The sequence below is a fragment of the Bacillus sp. FSL H7-0578 genome, assembly GCF_038630855.1.
Lineage (GTDB): Bacteria > Bacillota > Bacilli > Bacillales > Bacillaceae > Bacillus > Bacillus safensis.
Genome location: NZ_CP152045.1, coordinates 3487865 through 3504813, shown reverse-complemented (window position 1 = coordinate 3504813; position 16949 = coordinate 3487865). Strand labels below are relative to the sequence as shown.

The 16949-nt window shown below is 42.3% G+C and carries 14 protein-coding genes and 2 riboswitches; of the genes, 10 read left to right on the top strand and 4 right to left on the bottom strand.

Annotation, left to right across the window (positions count from 1 at the left end; translation table 11 throughout):
- Positions 1 to 122 precede the first annotated feature (122 nt).
- The 10 genes from MHB41_RS18045 to MHB41_RS18000 all read left to right on the top strand — a co-directional run bounded on the left by MHB41_RS18045 (position 123) and on the right by MHB41_RS18000 (position 11745).
- Positions 123 to 1250 (top strand): hypothetical protein, encoded by a 1128-nt coding sequence (locus MHB41_RS18045; protein ID WP_065214972.1) that lies wholly within the window; start codon positions 123 to 125, stop codon positions 1248 to 1250.
- 56 nt (positions 1251 to 1306) lie between these two features.
- Positions 1307 to 1410, top strand: a riboswitch (TPP riboswitch).
- A gap of 87 nt (positions 1411 to 1497) precedes the next feature.
- Positions 1498 to 2184 (top strand): thiaminase II, encoded by a 687-nt coding sequence (gene tenA / locus MHB41_RS18040; protein WP_326135936.1) that lies wholly within the window; start codon positions 1498 to 1500, stop codon positions 2182 to 2184.
- Positions 2181 to 2780: an ECF transporter S component gene (locus tag MHB41_RS18035; protein WP_025093768.1), complete on the top strand. Its 600-nt coding sequence runs from the start codon at positions 2181 to 2183 to the stop codon at positions 2778 to 2780. Before tenA ends, MHB41_RS18035 begins: the two co-directional genes overlap by 4 nt.
- Positions 2755 to 4353 (top strand): energy-coupling factor transporter ATPase, encoded by a 1599-nt coding sequence (locus MHB41_RS18030; RefSeq protein WP_340899681.1) that lies wholly within the window; start codon positions 2755 to 2757, stop codon positions 4351 to 4353. The genes MHB41_RS18035 and MHB41_RS18030 overlap by 26 nt, the downstream gene beginning before the upstream one ends.
- Positions 4343 to 5077: an energy-coupling factor transporter transmembrane component T gene (locus tag MHB41_RS18025; RefSeq protein WP_340899683.1), complete on the top strand. Its 735-nt coding sequence runs from the start codon at positions 4343 to 4345 to the stop codon at positions 5075 to 5077. Before MHB41_RS18030 ends, MHB41_RS18025 begins: the two co-directional genes overlap by 11 nt.
- A gap of 150 nt (positions 5078 to 5227) precedes the next feature.
- Positions 5228 to 6067 (top strand): methyl-accepting chemotaxis protein, encoded by an 840-nt coding sequence (locus tag MHB41_RS18020; RefSeq protein ID WP_340899686.1) that lies wholly within the window; start codon positions 5228 to 5230, stop codon positions 6065 to 6067.
- Between the two features lie 169 nt (positions 6068 to 6236).
- On the top strand, positions 6237 to 7052 hold the full coding sequence (locus tag MHB41_RS18015) for a YwqG family protein (protein ID WP_251232375.1): 816 nt from the start codon (positions 6237 to 6239) through the stop codon (positions 7050 to 7052).
- Positions 7053 to 7287: 235 nt separating this feature from the next.
- On the top strand, positions 7288 to 8121 hold the full coding sequence (locus MHB41_RS18010; protein ID WP_034281373.1) for a PRD domain-containing protein: 834 nt from the start codon (positions 7288 to 7290) through the stop codon (positions 8119 to 8121).
- 326 nt (positions 8122 to 8447) lie between these two features.
- Positions 8448 to 10355, top strand: a complete 1908-nt coding sequence (locus tag MHB41_RS18005; protein ID WP_111926979.1) for a beta-glucoside-specific PTS transporter subunit IIABC — start codon at positions 8448 to 8450, stop codon at positions 10353 to 10355.
- Entirely contained in the window at positions 10327 to 11745 is a 1419-nt protein-coding gene (locus tag MHB41_RS18000; protein WP_217008652.1) for a glycoside hydrolase family 1 protein, read from the top strand. The genes MHB41_RS18005 and MHB41_RS18000 overlap by 29 nt, the downstream gene beginning before the upstream one ends.
- Positions 11746 to 11799: 54 nt before the next feature.
- On the opposite strand, the gene MHB41_RS17995 is transcribed toward MHB41_RS18000, so the two are convergent.
- The 4 genes from MHB41_RS17995 to garR form a co-directional block, all read right to left on the bottom strand.
- Positions 11800 to 12924, bottom strand: a complete 1125-nt coding sequence (locus MHB41_RS17995; RefSeq protein WP_034281370.1) for a 5-methyltetrahydropteroyltriglutamate--homocysteine S-methyltransferase — start codon at positions 12922 to 12924, stop codon at positions 11800 to 11802.
- A gap of 88 nt (positions 12925 to 13012) precedes the next feature.
- A riboswitch (SAM riboswitch) is annotated at positions 13013 to 13125 on the bottom strand.
- Positions 13126 to 13207: 82 nt separating this feature from the next.
- Entirely contained in the window at positions 13208 to 14527 is a 1320-nt protein-coding gene (locus tag MHB41_RS17990) for a gluconate:H+ symporter (RefSeq protein WP_070326192.1), read from the bottom strand.
- A gap of 49 nt (positions 14528 to 14576) precedes the next feature.
- Positions 14577 to 15998 carry a four-carbon acid sugar kinase family protein gene (locus MHB41_RS17985; protein ID WP_340899688.1) on the bottom strand — a complete coding sequence of 474 codons (1422 nt, stop codon included), beginning with the start codon at positions 15996 to 15998 and terminating at the stop codon, positions 14577 to 14579.
- A gap of 7 nt (positions 15999 to 16005) precedes the next feature.
- On the bottom strand, positions 16006 to 16899 hold the full coding sequence (gene garR / locus MHB41_RS17980) for a 2-hydroxy-3-oxopropionate reductase (protein ID WP_340899690.1): 894 nt from the start codon (positions 16897 to 16899) through the stop codon (positions 16006 to 16008).
- Between the last annotated feature and the right edge of the window lie 50 nt (positions 16900 to 16949).

Here is a 16949-nt window from a genome sequence, read left to right as displayed (position 1 = left end):
TGACTCATGCGGCTGGTTTTTTTGTTATAAAAATGTCCCAAAAAAGACCAAAACAATAATTAGAATAATGGTAAAATAATCACAGGGTAAAAAACCCAAATGAGGAAAAAGGGGATGTTCCTGTGAGAGCATTTTATGTCAAAATCACCGCAGCTTTACTATCTGTTTTACTCGTCGCAACAGGTTTGTTGTCACCAGCATTAAAAGCAGAAGAAGCACCGAAATCAGAAGGGAAAATATCACCACTGACGGAAAAAGCGATTCAGCAAGTGCAAGAATCGTTTGAAAAGCAGGATGAAGGAACCGCTATTCAACAGAAGCAAGTGAAAAAATCATTTAAAGTGAATAAGAAGAAAGGAATCAGTATCAAACGAAAAGCTGCTAAAGAAGGCAAAATGCGCACGTCTGCCGTTCGCTCCATTGATGGACTAGCTATTAATCAATCGGCTGTCTTAACAGAGGACGACCCAGTTGATTTATGGTTTTTAAGCACATCTTCACCTCAGGCACTCATCAGCCGGATTACCTCTTCAAACCCTGATTATTTTGTTCAATTATTTGTTGTTGATTATGAAACAGGACAAGCCTACCCGACAGATTTGATTCAACCGGCAGGCAGCCTGCTTGGATTGACCAACTTACCAGCAGGTGATTATGCATTCGGTATTACAAGCGGCGGAGAATTTGGAGATTCCTACACGATACAAGTAAATGCAAAAAACCCGCCCAATTTCACGGGGGCTGTATCTCTTTCGTCCACCTTGCAATATTTTGTAGCTGAGTATGCAAACGGTGATGTATTTGCAAATGGTACAAAAGTATACAATAAGCAAACAAAGACAGCAAATTATGAATGGGAGCGTGTTTTTTATTTCTCTTATGATGGAAAATACGAACAAAGAACTCATTCAATCTCAAGTGTGAAAGTAAAAAACATTTCGGCTCCTGTGTCATACTCAGCTCCTTATGCGAGCTCCTCAGAAGCCATCCTCGTTTACTTAGATGTTGAGACATTGTTTATGTACCATCAATCATCATATGCAAGCGGGCAATATTACCATGATACCTTTGTTGATACACTCGGGAAGACAACACCAAGACGCTTAGATATTGATGATATGACAAATTACGGTGATCATATTTTAGCTGTAGATTTAAAAACAGGAAAGCCGATTGATTTCTTCAGTGTGCTGAATTTCTACTATGCTGCAGGGATCGAGAAGCTGCCAACAATCAGAACGTTGAATTAAGAAAGGCGGTTGACATCAAATCGCCACATGTGTAGAGTAAAGATAATTAAATGACAAAAGTCCACTAGGGGAGTCATGTATGACTGAGACAAGAGAAAATCTTGGACCCTTTGAACCTGATCTAGTTCGTACTAGCGGAGGGAAGTGGAGCTGGACCTTGTCTTATTCATGATTGAATTGATAAGAAGGCCGCTCCATTTGGGGTGGCTTTTTCATTTATTCAACTGAAGAAGAGGAGGCTTTTTTTATGACATTTTCTACGCAATTAAGGAAAGAAGCAGAACCGTTATTTGAAGCCATTTATCAGCATCCGTTCGTCAGAGGCCTGGCAGCAGGAAAGCTGGAAAAGGAACAAATCATTCATTACGTCAAACAAGATGCAGAATACTTACAAGCATTCATTAAAATTTATGCAGCAGCGCTCAGCAGATGTACAGACAGAGAGGATATTGCGTTTTTTCATCAGCAGATTGCGTTTGTACTAGATAGTGAGACGCACCCTCATCAAAACCTTTGCCGAGTGGCAGGAGTAGCATATGATGAGCTCCAAGGTGCTTCTTTGGCTCCGAGTGCTCATCACTATATTCATCACATGCTGCAAGTTGCGCAAGAAGGCACGCTTGGTGAAGTCATCGCTGTCCTGCTTCCATGTCCTTGGACATATTGGGAAATAGGGAAACGAATGCTTACAGATGTGCAGCCGGACCCGTCACATCCGTTTTATGAGTGGATCACGTTTTATGGAGGATTAACCGATTCTGTTACAGGTGAGCTTTGCAAGCGGCTCGATCAGTTGGCGGAAGCAGCAAGTGAGAAGGAAAAGGAAAAAATGAAACAGCATTTTATCTTAAGCTGCCAGCTCGAGTACAAGTTTTGGGAAATGGCCTTCACTGTTGAAGAGTGGCCAGTTCAACTGGAGGTGCATTCATCATGACATGGAAGATGAAAGAAGTCGTCCTTGCGGTGATTTTATCCGTTGCGTGCGGTGTGATCTATTTAGGATGGTCCACGCTATACTTACCGATTACAGCACTTGTTGGCCCAGCAGGAGGCAACATCATGTTTGGAATATGGGTCATTGCCAGTCCAATCGTTGCATATATCATTCAAAAGCCGGGAGCTGCTCTGATTGCGGAAACAGCCGCCGCTGCTGTGGAATTATTGACAGGAAGCCACTTTGGACTTTCAGCTCTGCTGATTGGTGTATGCCAAGGGCTTGGGGCAGAAATCGCCTTTGCTCTTTTTGGTTATAAACGGTATCGCATGTGGACACTGATGCTCTCTGGTGCCTTTGCCGCTATCGGAGCGATGGCTTACAGTCTCGTGGCAAATGGCTTTGGATATTACACGCCTCAAGTTTTACTTATGACGCTTGTGACTCAAATCATTAGTGGAATGATACTTGGCGGCTGCCTTGCGAAAGTGGTGGTGGACGCACTATCCAAAACAGGTGTACTGAATCAATATGCCATCATGAAAGAAAAACGAAACAAAGGTGAACAGCATGAATTCATTTCTCGCGTGCAATGAACTCTCTGTCCGTTTTTATGAACAGCCTAAGCCCGTTTTGCATCAAATCTCCCTTACGATTCAAAAAGGAGAAAAGGTGCTTATTTTAGGACCGAGCGGAAGCGGGAAATCCACGCTCATTTCGGTTCTGGCTGGAATCATTCCAGAGCATGTGGAAGCCGACATGCAGGGTGAAGTGGTGCTGCAAAGACATACAGGCGTCATGTTTCAAGATCCAGACTCTCAGTTTTGTATGCACCGCGTCAATGAAGAAATTGCTTTTAGCTTAGAGAACCGTTCCGTCCCTCGTGAAGAGATGGATGACATCATTCAGCAGCTCATGCAAAAAGTCCAACTGAATGTCGATCCGCATACAGAGATTCACACTTTATCTGGCGGCATGAAGCAGCGATTGGCACTTGCTTGTCTACTCGCATTACAGCCGGATGTTCTATTCTTTGATGAACCGACCGCACAGCTTGACCCGGCAGGTAGAGTGGACATATTTCAACTGCTGCAGCAGCTTGCAGCCGATCAGCATCAGACCATGATTTTTGTAGAGCATGTGCTTGATGGTGTCATCGAATGGATGGACCGGGTGATTTTATTAGATGATCAAGGCAGCATTTTAGCAGATGGAGCTCCAAATGATGTGCTCGCGGCATATGAGGAAGAAATGAAAGAGGCAGGAATTTGGCGGCCCAAATTATTTCCCGAGAAATGGTCCACGATCATTCAAGATCCATTTCATCCACTGGGTCAAACCTTTATGCAAACCTTTAAAGCACGAAAAGAGCAGCGAGAAAAAGTGCCATCAATCGAACGAAAGACAATGATTCGTACAGAAAATCTTCAATTAAGCTACGGGAAAAAAAGGATTATGAGTGATCTCCAGCTTGATATCAAATCAGGGGATTGGGTGGCGATCATTGGGGAAAATGGAAGTGGAAAAAGCACACTTCTCAAACATTTGGTTCGTTTAGAGCCAACGAAAAAAGGCCACATTTTCTTAAAAGATACACTCCTAAAAAAGTGGTCAGACCGAGAACTATATGAAAAAGCAGGCTTTGTGTTTCAAAATCCAGAGCTTCAATTTATACAAGACACAGTATTCGATGAAATTGCCTTTGGCGGCAGACAGCGAAACTGGCCAGAATCTGTCGTACAAGAAAAAACGGTTCAGCTGCTGGAAGAGTTCGGTTTAGAGAAGCATGCAAAAGCACATCCCTTCACCTTAAGTTTAGGGCAAAAAAGAAGATTGAGTGTTGCCACGATGCTCCTCTTTGATCAAGATGTATTGCTGTTAGATGAACCGACTTTCGGGCAGGATGAAAAAACGGCGAAGGAATTAATGAGGCGTTTAAAAGAGCGTCAGCGCCAAGGCACTACCATTGTGATGGTCACACATGATATGGAGCTTGTCGATGAGTGTGCCGATCAAGTGCTTCTGTTTCATCAAGGGAAGCATGTGTATGATGGCACTCCTTATGATTTATTTTCAAATCAGGAATTTGTTGATACTTATCGGCTAAGAGCTCCTTTGCATTATCGCTATGTGGCAGAAAGAAAGGACGTGCTAACGATTGCAAAGTAATCATTCCTTTCTTTCTACTGTGAATCCAGTCATGAAATTACTCGCTCATCTGCTTGCGATGGGCTGTCTTATGGCGATTTCTGACCCTAAAACAACCTTTATCATTTGGCTGTTTGCTCTTGGCATTGGAGTTGTTTTAGGTGGATGGAATATGAAGTATCTCGTTACAAGGCTTGTCCCTTATCTGTTCTTTTTTATTCTCGTGTTCTGGATGATGGCGGCCTTCGGCAAGGGAGATCATACCGTTTGGAAGTGGGCGTGGTTTCATATCACAGAGGAGAGTTTAAGAAATGGGCTCACCATCGCTTTTAGAATGCTTGGATTTGTGACATTTGGTCTCCTTTTTACGTCCACAACAGATTTGACGGCATTTATGATGAGTCTGATTCACCAATGCCGAATGTCCCCAAAATGGGCGTATGGCATGCTTGCCGGCTTCCGGTTTATTCCGTTATTTCAAAGTGAATTAAAACAAATGAAAGCTGCACATAAAATCAGAGGCTACAAACAAAAAAACAGCTGGAAAGCCTTTATGCGTTATGCATTGCCCCTTTTTACACAAGGTGTACGAAAATCAGAGCGCTTAGCGATTGCGATGGAAGCCAGGGGCTTCACAGGGACGAAAGAGCGAACGTATTATCATAACATCAGCACCTCATGGATTGACTATATGTATCTTTTTCTCATCGGTATCAGTGTCTTCATGTGCATTTACTTTGTTTAAAAAACACCCACATTCTCTTGATAGAATGTGGGCTTTTTATATGACTTAGGTCATTTGATTGATATTAGTGCACATTACAGGCTGTAATAGATCATATAACGAACCGATAAAGAAGGTGTACTGAGAAATAGAGAGGATGAACGTAAGCGAATGTCACAGAGAATTGATAACATAATAGACGCTTTACCAATCATTGGACTTGCTATGAGAGAGCAGCTAACCTTTTCTGTTTTAGGGAAAGAGAAGGTTCTTTACTATCAGCAGCATGGGAATATTGATTTAGGATTTAAAGCTGGTGATGCACTAGATGCTGGATTCCAAAACTTTGCGATGTTGAAAAATGGGAGAGAACCATCGTTTATTCAAATGCCAAAAGAAGTATACGGGATTCCAATGGATATCGTAGCCGTTCCAATTTCTGATGAATCAGGTCAAGTGGTTGCTGCCTTCTGTGTGGCATATGACCAAACGAATCAACAACGATTAGATCACATCATGACGGAGAGCAACGAAGCTTCCGAAAAACTAGTCGCAATGGTACAGCAGGTTGCCGCACATTCAGAGGAACTACAAGCGACAAGTGAACAAATTCTACAAAATACGAAAACCACTGTCGAAAATTCCTCTAAAATCAATCAAGTGTCCAATCTCATCAAAGGTATCTCTGATCAAACGAACTTACTTGGACTCAACGCATCAATAGAAGCTGCAAGAGTAGGGGAAGCAGGAGCAGGTTTTGGAGTGGTCGCAACAGAAGTGAGAAAGCTGTCAACTCACGCGAAACAAGCGACGACTGATATTGAAACAGCCCTAAAAGATGTGCAGGGATCGATCAAAGGAATGGAAGAAGAAATTGCGCAAATTGTCGCTTCCTCTGAGCATCAGGCAGAGCTAGTAGGCACTTTTACAAAAATTATTGAAGGTCTTCACGAAACAAACGAAACGATGAAAGCATTAGCAAACGACTTAGTAAACTATCAAGTGAAATAAAAGAACGACAAAACCTCCAGCTGAATCGGAGGTTTTTTTATCATTTCAAGGTGAGAAACTTGTTAGGATTATGACCGTTTTATCGCTGACAGGCAGGATACACTTCTGTATGATAGAAAAAGAGAGACTAGTTTTGTCATTAGACCTATTCATAAGGAGGAAGATCATCGTGACACAATCAGCGAAGCTGAAAGAAATACTTGCACCCTACCGTCCGTTGTTAGATGAAACGGAAAAACCAATGATTCAATTACAGATGAAACAAGGAAAAACAGGACCATACGACAGCAAAATAGCTGGTGATCCTTATTTTCCCAAAAACGACGAATATCCAGTTGACGGAGAAGGACATCCTATGAAACTTTTGGCACAAATTAATTTCGGCCAGCTGCCGAAGCTGAAGGATTATCCAGAAACAGGACTTATGCAAGTTTTTATTTCTGTGCATGATGATCTTTATGGGATGAATATTGACCATAAAACAGAGCAAAAAGATTTTCGCATCAAATTTATTGAGGAACCTTTCTTGGCAGAAGAAGAGTTAATGACTGATTTTTCTTTTGTGAAAATTCCAGATGATTTTTATTTTCCTGTGACGAAGGAAGGCGCGATTACAAGTGAATTATCAAGCGAAACGATCAGTGTAGGAGATTTCCGCTTTGAAAAAGTCACAGGAAAGAACAGCTGGGACCTATTCGAAGATGCAGATGGTGTTAATGGCGATGAAGCAGATGCCCTGCTGGATGAATTCTATGAAACAGCGAGTGGCTTTGGTCACAAATTGGGCGGGTATCCAGGGTTTACACAAGAAGACCCGCGTACTTATGAAGATCAAGAACATACCGTTCTGTTATTGCAAATTGACTCAGATGATGAAGTAGATCTGATGTGGGGAGATTGCGGAATCGCCAACTTTTTTATCAAACCAGAAGATCTTAAACGAAAAAATTTCGAGAATGTCGTCTATAATTGGGACTGCTCTTGATTTTGTAAAATACACACTTTAAACACTCTTTTTAGAGTGTTTTTGTGTATTTTTTTAGACTTTTTTGCCCCCATTTCGTCATTTTTGAGAGGTAATATGTCATTCTTTCTAGTTGACCGTATCAAAAAAAAATGTAAAATCATCTTAAAGTCCTCTTTTTTGAAAATAATAATAACATGACATATGAATCAACGATAAAATGCTCGAAAAAGCGGAATGTACTGGGGGGTATCAATTGATCATTTCTAAAGTAATCAATAATAATGTTGTCAGTGCGTATGATGACGAGCAGCATGAGCTGGTCATTATGGGCAGAGGGATCGCGTTTCAAAAGAAAAGTGGAGACCCGATTGACGAAGAACGAATCGAAAAAGTATTTTCTATTCAAAATAAAGATATATCAGAAAAATTCAAAACCCTGCTTTATGATATTCCAATCGAGTATATGCAAGTGTGTGAGGCGATTATTGAGCATGCGAGAACAACCCTTAACAAAAATTTAAATGACAGCATCTATGTGACGCTGACGGATCATATCACCTTTGCTATTGAACGTCATCAAAAAGGAATGGACATCAAAAATGCCTTGCTCTGGGAAATCAAACGGCTGTATAAAGATGAGTTCAGATGCGGTTTAGAAGCTATTCGGATCATTGAGGACAAGCTGAGCATCCATCTTCCTGAGGATGAAGCCGGCTTTATTGCCATGCATATTGTCAATGCAGAGCTCAATGAAGAAATGCCAAACGTTATTCAAATCACCAAACTCATTCAAGACATTTTAAACATCGTTAAGTATCACTTTCAAATTGATTTGGACGAGGAATCATTAAATTATTTCCGTTTTGTTACGCATTTGAAGTTTTTTGGTCAGCGTCTGTTTAACGAAACACAGATGGAAAATCAAAACGAGTTTCTGTATGAAGTGGTAAAAGAGAAAAACACCGCAGCTTTTCAGTGCGCAGAAAAAATTAACGATTATGTTCAAAAAGAATACAACCGAAGTCTCATAGAAGATGAAATGCTATATTTAACTTTGCATATAGACAGAGTAATAAAAAGAAAATAAATTCAAAAAGAAAGCGTTGACATCACAAAATTAACATGATAATTTATAACTATAAACTAAATAACCACAATCTTTTAGGATTGTTACTGGTCAAGCAGGCAAAACCTAAATCATTGTCCCTATCTATGATAAGGCGTGATTTAGGTTTTTTTATATCTAAAGACTTATAAAAATTAAATAACGATCAATCGCTATGAAGGATTGTTACTGGTTAAGCAGGCAAAACCTAAATATCGATTAATGTCTGAATCGCTATTTCTCGGACATTAATGGATGTTTAGGTTTTTTCTATATCAAGATGAAATCAACGATTGGAGGGTAATACAATGAACCACAAACAAACAGCAAAAGAAGTGCTAGAACTTGTCGGCGGTGAAAAGAATGTTAAGCAAGTCACGCATTGTATGACAAGACTTCGCTTCAACTTATACGATGAAAGCAAGGCAGATAAAGAGAAGCTGCAATCAACAGATGGCGTCATGGGCGTGAATCAAAGCGGAGGTCAATATCATGTCATTATCGGCAATGATGTCTCAAATGTCTATCAAGCGATGATTGCTGACTCAGGTCTATCATCTGATGTAAAGTCAGGCGGTACAGAAGAAGCGTCAAAGCAAAATGTGATATCAAAGCTTTTCGATTTTATCTCTGGTGTCTTCACACCGATTCTTCCAGCCATCGCTGGGGCCGGTATGATCAAAGGGATTTTGGCACTGATGCTCACATTCCAGTGGATATCAGATAAAAGCAGTACGTATGCGATTTTAACAGCCATTGGAGATGGAGCCTTTTACTTCTTACCGATTCTGCTTGCTGTAAGCGTAGCCAAAAAAATTGGCACAAATCAGTATATCGCGGCTGCCATTGCAGCAGCAGCACTGCACCCGCAGTTAACCGCTTTACTGGGCGCGGGAAATACAGAATTTCTAGGCTTGCCAGTGGTTGCCGTTGTGTACTCTTCATCGGTGATTCCAATTCTACTCACCATCTGGCTTGGTTCATATGTTGAAAGATTCGCAGAAAAATATAGTCCGAAATCATTAAAGATCATCCTTGTTCCAACAGTCACACTTCTAGTCGTTGTACCAGTTATGCTCATCGCGGTTGGACCGCTTGGCGGGATTATCGGAAGTGGCCTTTCAGGTGGAATTGATTTATTGTTCAAACATGCAGGTCTTTTGGCCGGACTCTTGATCGGCGGCTTCATGTCACCATTGATCATTACGGGCATGCACTATGCACTGCTTCCAATCATGATCAACAACATTACGTTAAACGGTTTTGACTTCATTCTTCCAATGATGTTTGTAGCAAATATGGCACAAGCAGGCGCAGCATTCGGTGTCTTCTTAAGATCAAAAAACAAAACATTTAAATCATTGGCGATGTCTACAAGTATCACAGCCTTAATGGGTATTACTGAACCTGCTATGTATGGTGTGAACATGCGATTGAAAAAACCGTTCCTTGCAGCCCTTATTGGTGCAGCAGCAGGCGGCGTGTTCATGTCAATCTTTAAAGTAAAATCATATGTGATATCTGGATCAGCAGGCCTTCCAGGTCTCCCAACATTCATTGGACCAACATTTGTCTACTCAATCATCGGCTTAGTAATCGCCTTTGTCGTAGCAACGATCATGACACTTGTTCTCGGATTCAAAGATGTACCAGTGAAAGATGATACAAAAGCAGACAAACCAGAAGAAAAGAAAGACACAGCAGCACTTCAAAATGAAGTGGTACAAAGCCCGCTTGAAGGTCAACTAAAGCCGCTCAATCAAGTAAATGATGCAACATTCTCTAATGAAATCATGGGTAAAGGTGCAGCCATTGTACCAACAGCTGGGCGTGTTGTAGCACCTTTCAACGGCAAGGTTGAAACCATTTTCCACACAAAACATGCCATTGGTTTGAAGAGTGAACAAGGTACAGAACTTCTCATTCATGTGGGGATTGACACGGTAAAACTTGACGGAAAGTATTTTACAAGTCATGTGCAGTCAGGTGATCTGATTCAAGCAGGAGATGTACTCATTGATTTTGATATCGAGGGCATTCAGCAAGAAGGCTATGATGTCACCACACCTGTAATTGTCACCAACACAAACGATTTTGCACAAGTTGATGCGAAAACAGATGGAACGATCACAGTGAAAGAGACACTGCTTACAGTCAGTGTAGAAGAAAAAGAGGAGGGTATTCAACATGAACAAGTTAGAAAAAACATTTCCTAAAGGTTTCTTATGGGGCGGCGCTGTTGCAGCCAACCAAGTTGAAGGCGCATATAATCAAGATGGAAAAGGCTTATCGACAGCTGATGTATCACCAAATGGTATTATGCACCCATTCGATGAATCAATGAAAGACCTTAACTTATATCATGATGCAATCGATTTCTACCATCGCTATAAAGAAGATATTGCACTCTTTGCAGAAATGGGATTCAAGTGCTTCAGATTATCCATTTCTTGGCCGCGTATTTTCCCAAATGGCGACGATGCGGAACCGAATGAAGCAGGCCTCGCTTTTTATGAAAAAGTATTTGATGAACTGCATAAGCATGGAATTGAGCCAGTTGTCACCATCTCTCACTATGAAATGCCGCTCGCACTTGTGAAAAACTACGGCGGATGGAGAAACCGTAAGCTTGTGGATCTTTATGAAACATACGCGAAAACATTGTTCACCCGCTTTAAAGACAAAGTAAAATATTGGATGACCTTCAATGAAATCAACGTTGTATTACATGCGCCTTTCACTGGCGGCGGACTTGTATTTGAAGAGGGTGATGACGAGAAAAGCATTCAATATCAAGCAGCGCATCACCAATTTGTTGCAAGTGCTTTGGCTGTCAAAGCAGGACACGAAATCATTCCTGATGCGAAAATCGGCTGTATGATTGCAGCGATGACAACTTATCCGTACAGCTCAAGACCAGAAGATATGTTTGCTGCAATTGAGCAAGACCGTAAAACATTGTTCTTCTCAGATGTACAGGCAAGAGGCTATTACCCAGGTTACATGAAACGTTATTTCCTTGAAAATGATATCAACATTGAGTTCCAAGACGGGGACGAAGACATTTTAAGAAACCATACAGTGGACTATATTGGCTTCAGTTATTATATGAGCTTTGTGACAAGTACAGATCCAGAGATTCTTGGACAAGTGACTGGCGGTAACTTATTTGAAGGTGTGAAAAACCCTTATCTAGAAGCAAGTGATTGGGGCTGGCAAATTGATCCGAAAGGACTTCGTACAACACTGAATCAGCTGTATGACCGTTACCAAAAGCCATTGTTTATCGTAGAAAATGGATTGGGTGCTGTCGATCAAGTAGAAGAAGACGGATCCATTCAAGACGATTACCGAATTGATTACCTCAGAAGCCACTTGCTAGAGGCGAGAGAAGCGATCGCAGACGGAGTTGACCTGATCGGTTATACAAGCTGGGGCCCAATTGACCTTGTCAGCGCATCAACGGCTGAAATGAAAAAACGCTACGGCTTCATTTATGTTGACCGTGATAATGAAGGAAACGGTACATTAGATAGAAAGAAAAAGAAAAGTTTCGATTGGTATAAACAAGTGATTGCGACGAATGGTGAACATTTGGATGCATAAAAGAAAAAGACAAACCGCCATACTGCGGTTTGTCTTTTTTTCTTCTCTGAGGGACTACGAAGTCCACACTTGATCTGCAATCTCAATCACATGACGCAGCTTTTCCCATTGCTGCTCTTCTGTTAACAGGTTGCCTTCCTCTGTTGAGGCGAATCCGCATTGTGGACTCAAACAAATTTGGTTAATGTCTACATATTGAGCCGCTTCCTCAATGCGTTTTTTAATCTGTTCAACTGGCTCAAGCTCTCCGTATTTTGAAGTGACAAGGCCTAGTACGATTTGAAGGTTTGGGTTCTTCACATATCGAAGGGGCTCAAATCCGCCAGAACGATCGTCGTCAAACTCTAAAAAGAGACCATCAAGATCTAAGCCGGCAAAAATTGTTTCTGCCGCTGCTTCGTAACCACCTTCAGCTGCCCATGTCGATTTAAAGTTACCTCGGCAAATATGCATGGTGATCACCAAATCCTCTGGGCGGTCGGCAACAGCTTCATTGATTGTCTTCGCAAACGATTCACGAAGTTCATCTTCTTCACGGCCAAAGGCTTTGATTTGTTCATGGCCTTTTTCAGAAAAGAACACTGCCCATGCCGTATCATCCAGCTGCAAGTAGCGGCAGCCTGCATCATAAAAAGCACGGATGGCTTTCTTATACGCTTGTGCCACATCATGGTGGAATTCCTCTAAGCTGTCATACACTCCTTCTTCAAGCTTTCCACGGAAAAAGAGCATATTCGGACTTGGAATCGTCATTTTAGCCGTATGATCACCAGCGATGCTGTGAAGGAAACGATAATCCTCCAGCATTGGATGATCTGTAAAATCGATCTTGCCTGTTACCTTGATACCTCTAGCTTTTGTCGTTGTGTTATGGAATTGAATGCCTTGATCTGCTTCAAATCCTTCAACTCCATCGAGTCCTTCAAGAAAGTCAAAATGCCACCATGCACGTCTGAATTCACCATCTGTGACAACCTCTAACCCAATTTCTTTTTGCTTCTCTACAATACGTGTAATTTCTTCGTTTTCAATTTGTCGGAGCTGCTCTGCTGTCAGCGTACCGTCTGCTTTTTGCTTGCGTGCTTCCTTGATGCGCTCTGAACGAAGTAAACTTCCTACTTGATCTGCGCGGAATGGCGGTTTCGTTGTTTTCTTTCCAATGGTTTGTACTTGTGTCATACTGAATCCCTTCTTTCCTCAGGTTAAAAAATCAAATAAAAAAGCTCTTCCTTAGATAAGGAAGAGCATCATATACTGTGAGAACTCTGCCTTATCTTCAAACAAGCATTTGCTTGCTTAAGGAATTAGCACCATTCTGTTCCTAGGAACAGCGGTTGCCGGGTTTCACAGGGCCAGTCCCTCCACCACTCTTAATAAGGTTACCTTTTGATTCAATTTTCTTAATAAACACAATTATTCAACCTTTTCGAGGAAAAGTCAATGGTTTTTACAATTTAATTTCCTACATGAACAAATCAGCGACAAGAACACCAGCAAGTCCGACAAGTGAAAGCACGGTGACCATCAATGTCCACGTTTTAAAGGTTTGAGCCATTGATAGGTTAAAGTATTCTTTATAAATCCAGAAACCCGCATCATTCACATGAGAGAATGTAATACTTCCCGCACCTGTTGCGATCACCATTAATTCAGGGCTGACACCCGTCAGGCCAATCAGTGGTGCAGAAATGCCAGCCGCCGTGAGACCGGCGACAGTGGCTGATCCTAAAGAGACACGAAGGACAGCAGCAATGAGCCAAGTCAGAAGCAGGGGAGAAAGTGTGCTTCCTTGCATGATCCCTGCAATGTATTGATCGACGCCGCTATCAATGAGCACTTGTTTAAAGGCACCGCCGCCTGCAATAATTAATAGAATCATAGCAATAGAGCCGATAGAATCCGTGATGGACTTCATCACTTCCTGCATGCTCTTTCCTCTTCCAAGCCCAAACGTGTAGATGGCAAGCAGCACTGAGATTAATAGTGCAATCGCCGGTTCGCCTAAAAACTCAGCAGTTGGCAGCAATGGAGAGGATGGGAAGAAAATTTCTAGAAATGCTCTAAATGTCATAAGCAATACAGGCAGAACAGCGGTGAAAATGCTAATGCCGAAGCTAGGCATTTCTTCTTCTGTGAATTCCTTTGGATTAAATAAGTTCTTTGGAATATGTGCGTGCAACTGATCTTTTTTAAATAGTTTCGTAAACAGAAGTCCGCCTACTAAAACAGCAGGAATCGCTAAAATAATCCCAACCAATAAGGTTTGTCCCATGTTTGCCTGAAAGACATTTGCAATGGCAGTCGGTCCTGGGTGAGGGGGGAGGAAGCCATGTGTGGTGATGAGTGCAGCGACGAGCGGCATCCCCACATACAGCACAGGAAGTCTTGCAGCCTGAGCGATCGTAAAGACTAATGGAATTAAGATAATGAATCCGGTTTCATAAAATAGAGCAATTCCAATCACAAATCCAGTCAGCATCGTCGCCCATTGGATTTTTCCGATGCCAAATCGGTCAATGAGTGTCATCGCGATCCGCTGAGCTCCGCCAGAATCAGCCATCAATTTCCCAAGCATCGCACCAAAACCGAGAACGAGTGCGAGATGCCCGAGCGTACTGCCAAGTCCTTTTTCGACGGAAGCGATCGCTTCTAGTGGTGTCATCCCTTCTAACACAGCAACAATTAAAGAGACAATAATCAAAGATATGAAAGCGTTTAACTTAAAGACAACCATGAGTAAAAGCAATAACAAAACGCCAAGTCCTATAAACACTAACGACATGATCTTTCCTCCTTTGTGGTGCATAAGGGGCGCAAACACCCCCTATGCCTTATCCTTCAAGTATGTCTACAGCTTCTTTTAACGTATCCTTTGACCCAACATTTCCCGGGAAAATCACATAAGACATGAAAGGGAATTTGCTTTCTTCTCCTGTTTGCCAAACGGGGATCCCTGGTTTGATTTGACCTGCCACGGTCGCACGTTTCACGCTAAGTCCTCTTGTTCCAATATCGCTGGAGGTAATTCCACCTTTGGCAATAAGATACTTAGGACGAATGGTGAGACGCTGGACAATACTTGTCACAGCATCACTAATCTGTACAGAGAGCTTTAATTCTTCCTCTTGGCGATCATCCCCAAGATCAAGCCGTTCTCTTCTTGTATAAACAGCTACAGATTGACCTGCTGCCAACAGTGCTTCAGTTTGCTGAATGACACGGTCAATTTCTTCGCGAAAGGCATCAGGCTCTAATACGAGGTGGGTATTAAATTCAATAAAAGCTATCTCTTTATCTTGTTGCAGCGCTTTTAATTGTTCTGTTGTTTTTTTCACATGAGAACCGATCATAATGAGACCACCATGCGGGCTTTCTTCTTGGATCAAGGCATCTCTTGTTAATAAGGCTTGATCCCCTATACCGCCAAGTACTTTTGTGAGCGCCGCCGCACTTCTGAACATCAGCTGCTGTCCTGCTTGAATGGCTTCAATGAGAGCGGTGACAAAGACTTTGACATCATCATGGTCCACCGCGTTTACAACCACCTTTTTGAAATCCTTGACACTCATGAGCTGCTGTTTGATTTGATCAATGCGTAAAGCCCGCAGATCAGCTAACGAAATGTAGGTAGTGTTCTCTTTTGTGAACATTCCTTCTGACTTTTCTTCAATCCATTCTCCAAGATGAGAAGATTGAAAGCCGAATGTACGGTCTCTTGCAAATTCTGTGTCACCAGCAGGAATTAATTCGTGTCCTTCCTGTACGTAATGAATATTGTCGATCGTAAAGCGTCCACCTTCTTGGAAAAAAGGAAGAAGGATTTCACCATCGAACTGGCGGGAGCTTTGCTGTTCAATGGTCGTTTTGAGTACTTCAGTTTCAAGCGGAAAGTGTCCGCGAAGAGTAGAATCCCCTCGGCTGACAATGACGAAGTCCTGATTAAGACGTTCAGCCACCTTTACAATGGTTGCTGCGATTGTTTTGTGCGCAGCGGCAGTTTCTTTCTCAGTCATACTGCGTGAATTGGTCAAAATAAAGAACATGCGGCTGTCTTCAAGAAAACCAGCCTCAATGCTTTCTTCTGACCAATCGGTGAAAACAGAGATGCCATGTACGGTTTGAATCCCTGTTGGATCATCGTCTAATACAATGACTTTATGACGAAAGCTGCTCAGTGCTTGTTCGTATGCTGATTGAATGGCCTTTGAATCTGCTTTCGGAATGGCATTTAGTATGTCAGTGCTTTGCTTCATGACCATCTCATCCTTTCTTTACTTCGACATGAGCCATTTTTTCGTAATATTGAACGATGCCTCCATGATCAAGCCCGGATTTCCCGTCCGCTTTGAGGGCGTGGAAGATTTCAAGCAGCTGACTAGAAAGCGGGAGAGGAACACCGATATCATGAGCCGTTTCCATGACGTTGGTTAAATCCTTCAAGTTGATGTCGATGCGTCCGCCAGGTTCAAAATTTCGTTCTAAGATGAGAGGGACCTTTGCATCGAGAACAGCGCTCCCTGCCAGTCCGCCGCGGATGGCTTCATACATTTTGTCAATGGCAATGCCTGATTTAGCAGCTAGAACGAGCGCCTCGGACATGGCCGCAATATTTAAGTTGACGATGATTTGATTGGCAAGCTTCGCTGTTGTCCCGCTGCCATTTGCCCCAACTAATACGACTTCAGTGCCCATTGCAAGCAGGACATCCTTTACTTGCTCAAAGATGGATTCTTCGCCGCCAGCCATGATGGCAAGTGTTCCGTCTATTGCCTTCGGTTCTCCGCCGCTGACAGGTGCATCGATAAATTCCACCTGATGCTGTTTGGCAAGAGCAGCTAAAGCCCTGGAGGTGACAGGAGAAATTGAGCTCATATCTACGATGACAGTGCCAGGTGCAGCTGTCGTTAAAATGCCTTGATCACCTGAAACGACTGCCTCTACATGCTCTCCTTTAGGAAGCATTGTGATGATGATATCGCTTTCAGAAGCTGCCTCAGCTGCTGAAACAGCACCTTTTGCTCCGGCTTCTTGTAACGATCGAACCGCTTTCTCATTTAGGTCAAAAACTGTCAAAGCATGACCAGCTTTTAATAGATTGAGTGCCATAGGTTTTCCCATAATACCTAGTCCAATGAATCCAATCTTCTTTGTCACGTTGTCTGCCTCCTATATAGAAAACCCTTACAAAAAGCGCTTTCTTTTCT